General features: G+C 59.8%; 8 protein-coding genes. All 8 read left to right on the top strand.

Annotation, left to right across the window (positions count from 1 at the left end; all coding sequences use genetic code 11):
* A partial coding sequence (locus AC5E6N_RS20890) for a two-component system sensor histidine kinase NtrB (RefSeq protein ID WP_491749620.1) occupies window positions 1-438 on the top strand: 438 nt, incomplete at its 5' end.
* Entirely contained in the window at window positions 435-1,889 is a 1,455-nt protein-coding gene (ntrC, locus tag AC5E6N_RS20885; protein ID WP_491749619.1) for a nitrogen regulation protein NR(I), read from the top strand. The genes AC5E6N_RS20890 and ntrC, both read left to right, overlap by 4 nt.
* 133 nt (window positions 1,890-2,022) lie before the next feature.
* Window positions 2,023-4,272 (top strand): sensor histidine kinase NtrY-like, encoded by a 2,250-nt coding sequence (locus tag AC5E6N_RS20880; protein WP_491749622.1) that lies wholly within the window; start codon window positions 2,023-2,025, stop codon window positions 4,270-4,272.
* Window positions 4,262-5,626, top strand: a complete 1,365-nt coding sequence (gene ntrX / locus AC5E6N_RS20875; RefSeq protein ID WP_491749618.1) for a nitrogen assimilation response regulator NtrX — start codon at window positions 4,262-4,264, stop codon at window positions 5,624-5,626. The genes AC5E6N_RS20880 and ntrX overlap by 11 nt, the downstream gene beginning before the upstream one ends.
* A 70-nt stretch (window positions 5,627-5,696) precedes the next feature.
* Window positions 5,697-7,073: a Trk system potassium transporter TrkA gene (gene trkA / locus AC5E6N_RS20870; RefSeq protein WP_491749617.1), complete on the top strand. Its 1,377-nt coding sequence runs from the start codon at window positions 5,697-5,699 to the stop codon at window positions 7,071-7,073.
* A gap of 22 nt (window positions 7,074-7,095) precedes the next feature.
* Window positions 7,096-8,571, top strand: a complete 1,476-nt coding sequence (locus AC5E6N_RS20865) for a hypothetical protein (protein ID WP_491749616.1) — start codon at window positions 7,096-7,098, stop codon at window positions 8,569-8,571.
* Between the two features lie 197 nt (window positions 8,572-8,768).
* Window positions 8,769-9,017 carry an RNA chaperone Hfq gene (gene hfq, locus AC5E6N_RS20860; protein ID WP_267989959.1) on the top strand — a complete coding sequence of 83 codons (249 nt, stop codon included), beginning with the start codon at window positions 8,769-8,771 and terminating at the stop codon, window positions 9,015-9,017.
* A 22-nt stretch (window positions 9,018-9,039) separates the two neighbouring features.
* On the top strand, window positions 9,040-10,237 hold a 1,198-nt coding region (hflX, locus tag AC5E6N_RS20855), incomplete at its 3' end, for a GTPase HflX (RefSeq protein ID WP_491749621.1).

Below are 10,237 nucleotides of genomic sequence, written 5' to 3'. Positions count from 1 at the left end.
GTGGAGAACTACGACCCGTCCTTGCCGCCGGTCTTCGCCAATCGCGACCAGTTGGTCCAGGTCTTCCTCAATCTGATCAAGAATGCGAGCGAGGCCCTGGGCGAACAGGCCAATGGAGAGATCACGCTGACGACGGCCTACAGGCCCGGCATGAGGCTGTCCATACCGGGCGCCGGCGAGCGCGTGTCATTGCCGCTGGAGTTTTGCGTTCAGGACAACGGCCCGGGCGTTCCGTCCGATATCCTGCCGCATCTGTTTGATCCCTTCATCACCACGAAGATCAACGGTTCGGGACTTGGTCTTGCGCTGGTCGCGAAGATCGTCGGCGATCACGGCGGCATTGTCGAGTGCGACAGCCACGGCAACAGGACCGTTTTCAGAATTTTGATGCCGGCATCGAAGGACACCAAACCGGTGTCCGGGGAGACAGGTTCATGAGTAAAGCGACAATCCTGGTTGCCGACGACGATGCGGCAATCCGCACGGTTCTCAATCAGGCCCTTTCACGCGCCGGTTACGATGTGCGCATCACGTCGAATGCGGCGACGCTTTGGCGCTGGGTGGCCGCCGGTGACGGCGATCTGGTGGTCACCGATGTCGTCATGCCGGATGAAAACGCCTTTGATCTCCTGCCGCGCATCAAGAAAGCGCGTCCCGATCTGCCGGTTCTTGTCATGAGCGCGCAAAACACGTTCATGACGGCGATCAAGGCGTCCGAACGCGGCGCCTATGAATATCTGCCAAAGCCGTTTGACCTTACCGAGATGATCTCCATCGTCGGACGTGCGCTTTCCGAACCGAAGCCTGCGGCGACGCAAAAGGACGAGGATCTGGGCGAGGGCATGCCGCTTGTCGGGCGGTCGGCCGCCATGCAGGAAATCTACCGCGTGCTCGCGCGCCTTATGCAGACCGACCTGACCTTGATGATCACGGGCGAGTCAGGCACCGGAAAGGAACTGGTGGCGCGCGCGCTGCACGATTACGGCAAGCGCAGAAACGGACCGTTTGTTGCCATCAACATGGCTGCTATTCCCAGAGACCTCATCGAGTCGGAGCTTTTCGGGCACGAGAAGGGCGCCTTTACCGGGGCGCAGACGCGCTCCAGCGGCCGTTTCGAACAGGCGGAGGGCGGAACGCTTTTCCTCGACGAGATCGGCGATATGCCGATGGATGCGCAAACGCGCCTGCTGCGGGTGCTGCAGCAGGGAGAATATACGACGGTCGGGGGACGCACGCCGATCCGCACGGATGTGCGGATTGTCGCGGCGACCAACAAGGACCTGAAGACGTCCATCAATCAGGGTCTTTTCCGCGAAGATCTGTTCTACAGGCTGAACGTCGTTCCGCTGCGTTTGCCGCCGCTGCGCGACCGCGCTGAGGACATTCCGGATCTGGTCCGCCATTTCAGCAATGAGGCGGAGAAAGAGGGCCTTCAGGCGAAGCGCTTCGAGCGTTCGACGCTTGAGAGGCTGAAACGTTATCCCTGGCCCGGAAATGTGCGCGAACTGGAAAATTTCGTGCGCAGGATCACGGCGCTCTATCCACAGGATGCGATCACCGAGGAGATCGTCGATACGGAATTGAGAAGCGAAAGCGGTGAGGATGTCACAAGCCCGATCGGCGGCGCGCCGGGCAATGCGACGATCGCTCAATCGGTCGAGGAGAATATGCGCCGCTATTTTTCACAGTTCGGCGACGAACTTCCGCCCCCCGGGCTCTATCACCGTGTATTGGAGGAAGTGGAGTACCCGCTTGTTCTTGCCGCGCTGACCGCAACGCATGGAAATCAAATAAAGGCGGCGGAATTACTGGGGTTGAACCGAAATACTCTGCGAAAAAAAATAAGAGAACTTGGTGTTTCAGTTTACCGGTCACCCAGGAGTGCTTGACTGGGCTTGATGTGCGTTGCATTTTCGTCACAATGCGTTGCAATATGGCAACGCAGAACATGGCACATCTGAACGCAATCACGTGCAAAGCAATCTTGGGGACCGCATGACCGCCGGCGGCACACTATCGTCGATGGACGGAACGCCAGCAGCGCGTTCGGCGGCAAGGACCGACCGTCGCAGGGTGCTTGCATTGCCGGGCATTGTCATCGTCATCTGCGCGCTCCTGAGCGCCATTGTCTCATTCGTCATCCTGATGGGTCTTACCCCCATCGCGCCGCGCAACGAGGTCGTGCTGACGGCGGTCATCGTCAACCTCGTCTTTGTGCTTGGCCTGATCGGTCTGATCATAAGGGAGATCGCGAATATACTGGCAGCCCGCCGCCGCGGGCGCGCAGCCTCGCGGCTTCATGTGCGTATCATCGGTCTTTTCAGCGTCGTCGCGATCCTGCCGGCCATCCTCGTTGCCATTGTCGCGAGCATTACGCTCGATATCGGCCTCGACCGATGGTTCTCGATCCGCACCAAGGAGATCGTCAATTCCTCGCTGAGCGTGGCCCAGGCCTATGTCAATGAAAATGCCCGTTACCTTCAGGGGCAGACGGTGTCGATGGCCAACGACCTCGATTCGGCACGTACGCTCTACAGTCTGGACCGGACCGGTTTCAACGTGTTGGTGACACGCCAGGCGATCGGCCGCGGCCTGCTGGCGGCGAGCGTGGTGCGCGAGGATGGCAGCGTGATCGTGCGCGCCGATATCGAGACGGACAATCCCCTGCCGGGCGTGCCCGAGGCCGCGATCGCTGTGGCGGCCAAGGGCGAGCCGGCCCTCATTCCGCCGGGTGTCACCAACCTCGTCGGCGCGGTCATCAAGCTGCAGAACATTCCGGGCGCGTTCCTTTACACGATCCGCGCCGTCGACCCGTCGGTGATACGATCGATGCGGCTTGTCGAGGAAAACACCGAGGAGTACCAGGCGCTGGAAGAGGACAGGCGGCCGATCCAGCTGGCCTTTGCCATCCTTTATCTCGGCTTTGCGCTGATCGTGCTGTTGTCCGCGATATGGACGGCGATCGCTGTCGCCGACCGCATCGTTCGGCCGATACGGCAGTTGATCGGGGCGGCCGACGATGTCGCCAGGGGGGACATGGACGTGGTCGTTCCGGTTAAAGCCTCCGACGGTGACGTTGGGAATTTATCAAAGACATTCAACAATATGATAGAGGAACTTAAAGTTCAGCGCGATGAAATTATCTCCGCCCGTGACGAGATGGACGAGCGCCGGCGGTTTACCGAGGCGGTCCTCTCAGGGGTTACCGCGGGCGTTATCGGCGTCCATGACGACGGATTGATTTCGATCGCCAACCGCTCCGCCGAGATCATGCTTGGCGCCGAGCCGGGAAAACTGACCGGCCGCCTGCTGGCGGACATTGCGCCGGAAATCTCGACTGTTCTTGAAAGCGCGTCGATCTGGCAACGCAGCGAATACCGCAGCCAGGTCATGATCATGCGCGACGGTCAGGAACGGACCCTCAACGTGCAGGCAACGAGAGAGGGGCCTCATCAGGGCCTTGAATCCTATGTGATCACGCTTGACGACATCACCGACCTGGTCATCGCGCAGCGCTCGACGGCGTGGGCCGAGGTGGCAAGGCGCATTGCCCATGAGATCAAGAACCCGCTCACGCCGATCCAGCTCTCTGCCGAACGGATCAGGCGGCGTTACGGCCGTCAGATAGAAGATGACGATCGCGCCGTTTTCGACCAGTGCACGGACACGATCGTGCGCCAGGTCGAGGATATCGGACGCATGGTCGACGAATTCTCGGCGTTTGCACGCATGCCGAAACCGGTCAAGGAAGAGCATGATCTGCGCGATATTCTCAAGGACGCCATATTCCTGCGCGAAGTCAGCCGTAACGACATTGAGTTCATTCGTGCGTTCGGCGAACAGCCGCTGCCGGGTTTTTTCGATGCGCGCATGCTCGGGCAGGCTTTCGGCAATCTGATCAAGAATGCCAGTGAGGCGATCGATGCGGTCGGGGCGGAACAGACGCGTGAGGGGCGGCGGATTCTCGTTCGGGCGAGCCGCCTGTCCGACGGGATGCTGCAGGTGGATGTCATTGACAACGGCAAGGGGCTTCCGGTGGAAAACAGGAACCGCATTTTCGAGCCCTACATGACGATGCGGGACAAGGGAACCGGGCTTGGCCTGGCCATCGTGAAGAAGATTATCGACGAACATGGCGGTATTCTCGAGCTCTACGATGCGCCGCGCGATTTCGATCCTGATGGTGGTGCGATGATTCGCGTGAAATTGCCGGCCGGGCCGGAAAAAAGCAGCTCAAACGCGATGGGAGAGATACGAGCAGATGGCGTCTGACATTCTGGTTGTTGATGACGAGGAGGATATCCGCGAGCTTGTATCGGGTATCCTGTCCGACGAAGGTCACGAAACGCGGACCGCGGGAGACAGCGAGAGCGCCCTGCAATCCATTGCGGAGCGCGTGCCGCGCCTCGTCTTCCTGGATATCTGGCTGCAGGGCAGCAAACTCGACGGGCTGGCGCTGCTTGACGAGATCAAGGCCCGCCACCCGCAACTTCCCGTCGTCATGATATCGGGCCACGGCAATATCGAGACCGCCGTCTCGGCGATCCGGCGCGGCGCCTACGACTTCATCGAAAAGCCGTTCAAGGCCGATCGCCTGGTGCTTGTGGCCGAAAGGGCGCTGGAGACGTCCAATCTCAAGCGCGAGGTGGATGAACTGAAGCGCCGGTCCGGCGATCCGATGGATCTGACCGGAACGTCCGTCGCCATTTCCCAGTTGCGCCAGCTCATCGAGAAGGTTGCGCCGACAAACAGCCGGGTCATGATCCTCGGGCCGTCCGGCGCCGGCAAGGAACTCGTCGCAAGGCTGATTCACGGCCAATCCACGCGCAAGGACGGACCGTTTGTCGCTCTCAATGCGGCCGCGATCACCCCCGACAGAATGGAAATCGCGCTGTTCGGCACGGAGGCAGCGAATGGGCAGGAACGCAAGATCGGCGCGCTGGAAGAGGCCCATGGCGGCATTCTCTATCTCGACGAGATCGCCGATATGCCCAAAGGGACCCAGAACAAGATTCTCAGAGTGCTGGTCGATCAGCAATTCGAGCGTGTCGGCGGATCGAAGCGGGTGCGCGTCGATATCCGCGTGATTTCCTCGACATCACGCAATCTCGAACACCTGATCACGGAAGGCAAATTCCGCGAAGATCTTTATCACCGGCTGGCCGTCGTTCCGGTACGCGTTCCCTCGCTTGCCGAGCGGCGGGAGGATATCCCCTTCCTGGTGGATCAGTTCATGAAACAGATCAGCGAACATGTGGGCATCAAGGCGAGGCCGATCGGCGATGACGCCATGGCCGTGCTCCAGGCTCATGACTGGCCCGGAAACATCCGGCAGTTGAGGAACAATATCGAGCGGCTGATGATCCTGACCCGGGGCGATGCGTCCAACACGCCGATCAGCGCGGACATGCTGCCGAAGGAAATCGGCGAGATGCTGCCGAATGTCGCGAACGAGGATGAAAGCCATGTGATGACGCTGCCGCTGCGGGAGGCGCGCGAATTGTTCGAACGGGAATATCTCGTCGCGCAGATTAACCGTTTCGGTGGAAACATTTCCAAAACGGCGGAATTCGTCGGTATGGAACGGTCGGCTTTGCATAGAAAGCTGAAAACGCTTGGTCTATAAGATAGCCTTGGGGACCGCATTCTTCGCACAATGGCAGGAAAAATCATAAGACAAGCAAGTCTGGATTAAGATGAAAGTCATCATATGCGGGGCGGGGCGCGTCGGCTACGGCATTGCCGAGCGGCTTTCGACCGAAGACAACGACGTATCGGTCATCGACACATCTCCATCTTTGATCCACGCGATTCGCGAGTCGCTGGATGTGCGCGGCTATCTGGGCCATGGCGCACATCCTGAAGTCCTTGCGTCGGCCGGGGCGGACCAGGCGGATATGATTATCGCCGTAACCCTCTATGACGAGGTTAACATGGTGGCCTGCCAGGTGGCACACTCGCTGTTCAATGTGCCGACCAAGATTGCCCGTATCCGCGCGCAGAGCTATCTCGCGTCGCACTATTCGGATCTGTTCTCGCGCGACAACATGCCGATTGATGTCATCATCTCGCCGGAAATCGAGGTCGGGCAAATGGTGCTCCGGCGCATAGCGTTGCCCGGCGCGAACGACGCGGTGCGGTTTTCAGACGATCTGATCACAATGGTCGCGATCGAATGTCTGGAGGATTGCCCGGTGGTCAACACGCCGCTTGAGCAGTTGAGCGATCTCTTCCCGGACCTGACGGCAACGGTGGCCGGCGTCTGGCGGGACGGAAATCTCATCGTGCCGCGCTCAAGCGATCAGCTCATTACCGGCGATCTCGCCTATGTCATCTGCGACCGCGGCCATGTGCGTCGAACGCTCGGCCTTTTCGGTCACGAAGAACCGGAGGCGACACGGATCGTCATTGCCGGCGGCGGCAATATAGGTTTTTTCGTTGCCAAGACCATCGAGGAAAGGCAGGCGCGCACAAAAGTCAAGATGATCGAGAACGATCGCAACAGGGCTGTGAGGATCGCCGACGAACTCAATCGAACCGTGGTCCTCAACGGATCATCCCTGGATCAGCAGATACTGGTGGAGGCCGACATACAGGATGCGGATCTGATGGTCGCGCTTACCAATGACGACCAGGTCAATATCCTCTCCAGCGTCATGGCCAAGCGACTCGGCTGCAAATCGAACCTGGCCCTTATCAACAGTCCGGCATTTCTGGATTTTACGCGGACACTGGGCATTGATGCGCATGTCAGCCCGCGGGCCGTGACGATCTCGCGTATCCTGCAACATGTGCGCCGCGGCCGCATCCTTGCTGTGCACAGCGTCCAGCAGGGCGCGGCTGAAGTGATCGAAGCCCAGGCCCTGGAGACCTCTCCAATCGTCGACAAGGAACTGCGCGAACTGGATTTGCCCCACGGTATCAGGCTCGGCGCACTCTACCGCGACGGCGAGGTGCTGCGGCCGCATGGAGACAGCAAGATCAAGACCGGTGACCGCGTCGTCCTGCTGGCGAGGGCGGAGGCGGTGCGCCATGTTGAACAGTTGTTCCGGGTCAGCCTTGAATTCTTTTAAGCAACCGGGGTTGGCGTGACGCATGGGCGCGGTTCTTTTCCTCATAACCATGGCGGTTTCCGGTCTGCTTGTTCTCCTGTTGCCAGCGGTGCTGATCGCCTTTGCCAATTCCGAGATCGGTCTGGCCGTCGATATGCTGCTGCTCTTTGCGGTCGGCGGTTTTGTCGCGGTTTCCGTGACAACCGCGCTCTCGGGGCGAGTCGTGAAGACCGAGAGGGCGTTTACCTATCTGGCGCTGGTGGGTGTCTGGTCGGTCACACCGCTCATAGCCGGCCTGTTTTACGTCGTGCTTGCGGACCTTCCATTTATCCCCGCATGGTTCGAAGCGGTCGCCGCGCTCACCACCTCGGGCGCGTCGGTCCTGCAGCGCGAAGAAGCGCCGCGGGCGCTTCTTTTCTGGCGCAGCGCGACGGAATGGTATGGCGGGTTTCTTGCGCTCGCATCCATCGTGCATGTTCTGGCGCCGGCGGGGTTCGGAGGCTTGCAGGGGACCGGCAGCCGCCTTTTGTCCGGCGGACCTGAAGATTCCCTCTTCAAGGTCGAAACCTACCGGGCGCTCGCGCTGCAATATACTTTGATCACGGGTCTGATCTGTCTCGGGCTCATGCTCTTCGGCGTTCCTCCGCTCAATGCCATGATGCTCGGCATGATTTCGGCGGCCACGGGCGGCTTCCTGCCCTTCAGCGGGCCGCTGGAGGAAGCCATCGGCCGCGGAGCGGCGACCGTGATGGCATTGGGCCTTTGCCTTGGGACCATGAGCGTTTTCTGGCGCCGCCAGATTATCAGACGGCCGCAGCACATTTTTCAGAACAATCTGGAGGCCAAGATCGTCGTCGCCGTGATTGTCGCCCTGACGATCGCCTATGCGGTGCGAATCGCCGACATATCGGGCAGCGCGGTCGGCAACAGTCTTCTGTCGGCGATCCAGGAGGGCTTTTTCACCGCCTCCTCTCTGGTTGCGACCAGCGGCATCGAGACCCGGCCGGGCGTCATCGCGCTGATGCCGCACATATTGGTTCTTGCCGTGATTTTCGTCGGGGCAGGGGTCTACTCGACCTCCGGGGGCGTCAAGGTGTTCCGGATCGGCGCCATGTGGGTCTATACCGTGGCGGAGCTCAACCGGCTGATTTTTCCGAACAGCGTGGACCGTCACAAGTTCGGAGACCTCATAATCGAGCGCAGCGCGATCCAGGCCATCTGGACCTATTTCATTATTGCCGTCCTTGTTATCGGTCTGGGCGCTGCATTGCTGGCCTTGACGGGAACAGGCTTTGAAGCGGCCATCGTCATGTCCGTTTCGTTCTTCTCCAACGCCAGTCCGGTCTATGACGCCTTGCGCCCGCTGGGCGATGAAAGCGCGACCGCCAACTGGCCGGCGTTCAGAGCGCTGCCGCATCAGGCAACCTACCTGCTTTCGATCGCCATCATGACCATCGGACGGCTTGAAGTGCTTGTGATATTTGCAGTTCTGAATGTCCGCTACTGGTACAACCGTTAATTATTATTATCTGGATAAGACAACCAAAGTGAAATGTCGCACGCATTTTACATTGCGGAAATTGCGGCGATTTGATAACCAACTGGAAGGTGTGAAGTCGAAAGAAAGGCTACTGCCTCGGAGAGTAAAGTCCCGCGATCGGATTGCGGTACAGCCGAAAAAAGAAAAAACCGGTAAGGACAAGGAAAACTGGCGCAATGGCGGAGCGTTCCCAGAATTTGCAGGATCAATTTCTCAATACTGTCAGAAAACAGAAGGTACCGCTCACGATATTCCTGATCAACGGTGTGAAGCTGACCGGCGTCGTCACGTCTTTCGACAATTTCTGCGTGCTTTTGCGTCGTGACGGCCACTCTCAGCTCGTCTACAAGCATGCGATTTCGACCATCATGCCGGGGCAACCGATTCAGATGTTTGAGGGCGAAGAGCCAAGCCGTGAAGGCTGATCAGAACAAACACGATCTAGGTATTCAATATAGCGAGCGCGACCACGACGGGCGAGGCAATGCCACCAGCGCCCTGGTGATTGTGCCGGTGCTGAAATCCGCCGCCAGTCAGAGCGCCGGCGACGACCTGTCGCGGCTGTCGCGACCGGGCGAGGCGCGGCTCGCGGAGGCGGTCGGTCTTGCCGAGGCGATCGATCTTCAGGTTGTCCACGCCGGCGTAGTGGCGCTGAACACGGCGCGCCCGTCAACCCTTATCGGATCGGGCAAGGTCGATGAGATCGCCGGACTGCTTGTCAGCCTGGATGCCGGTCTTGTGGTGGTCGACCATCCGCTGACCCCGGTGCAGCAGCGTAATCTTGAAAAGGCATGGAAGGCCAAGGTCATCGACCGGACCGGGCTTATTCTGGAGATTTTCGGGCGAAGAGCCTCGACACGCGAGGGTGTTCTTCAGGTCGAACTTGCGCATCTGAACTACCAGAAAGGCCGGCTGGTCCGCAGCTGGACGCACCTTGAGCGCCAGCGTGGCGGCGCCGGGTTCATGGGCGGGCCTGGCGAGACGCAGATCGAGGCCGACCGTCGTATCCTGCAGGAGAAAATCACGCGCCTGGAGCGCGAGCTCGAACAGGTGCGCAGAACACGGCATCTGCACAGATCGAAACGCAAGAAGGTGCCACACCCGGTCGTCGCGCTCGTCGGCTATACCAATGCCGGCAAGTCCACGCTCTTCAACCGGATCACCGGAGCGCAGGTGCTTGCCGAGGATATGCTTTTTGCAACGCTGGATCCGACCCTCAGACGCATGTCGCTTCCGCACGGCCGCATGGTCATTCTTTCGGATACGGTCGGCTTCATTTCGGATCTTCCGACCCATCTTGTGGCCGCTTTCAGGGCGACGCTCGAAGAGGTGCTGGAGGCGGACCTCATCTTGCATGTGCGCGATATGGCCGATCCCGACAACCAGGCCCACTGCGCCGATGTGATGCGCATTCTGGACGAACTGGGCGTCAACAGGCCCGGCGCGCGATCGACCGATATCATCGAGGTGTGGAACAAGATCGACCTGCTTGCCGAGGCCGACATCGCTGCCATGGAACAGAACTCCGGGGTCGGCGCCAGGGTCGCTGCCGTCTCCGCCCAGACGGGCAGGGGCATCGACACCCTTCTTTCGCTGATCGAGGAGACGCTTTCCGGCTCACTGACGTCTAAGACCGTCAACCTGA

This window comes from Hoeflea sp., assembly GCF_984452065.1.
The sequence above is the reverse complement of the archived record's forward strand: the minus strand, read 5'-3'. Positions and strand labels throughout refer to the sequence as shown.

Bases quoted from the DNA above. Each gene is read 5' to 3' on its own strand.
- ntrC (WP_491749619.1), top strand. From the start codon at position 435: ATGAGTAAAGCGACAATCCTGGTTGCCGACGACGATGCGGCAATCCGC.
- AC5E6N_RS20880 (WP_491749622.1), top strand. From the start codon at position 2,023: ATGGACGGAACGCCAGCAGCGCGTTCGGCGGCAAGGACCGACCGTCGC.
- ntrX (WP_491749618.1), top strand. From the start codon at position 4,262: ATGGCGTCTGACATTCTGGTTGTTGATGACGAGGAGGATATCCGCGAG.
- trkA (WP_491749617.1), top strand. From the start codon at position 5,697: ATGAAAGTCATCATATGCGGGGCGGGGCGCGTCGGCTACGGCATTGCC.
- AC5E6N_RS20865 (WP_491749616.1), top strand. From the start codon at position 7,096: ATGGGCGCGGTTCTTTTCCTCATAACCATGGCGGTTTCCGGTCTGCTT.
- hfq (WP_267989959.1), top strand. From the start codon at position 8,769: ATGGCGGAGCGTTCCCAGAATTTGCAGGATCAATTTCTCAATACTGTC.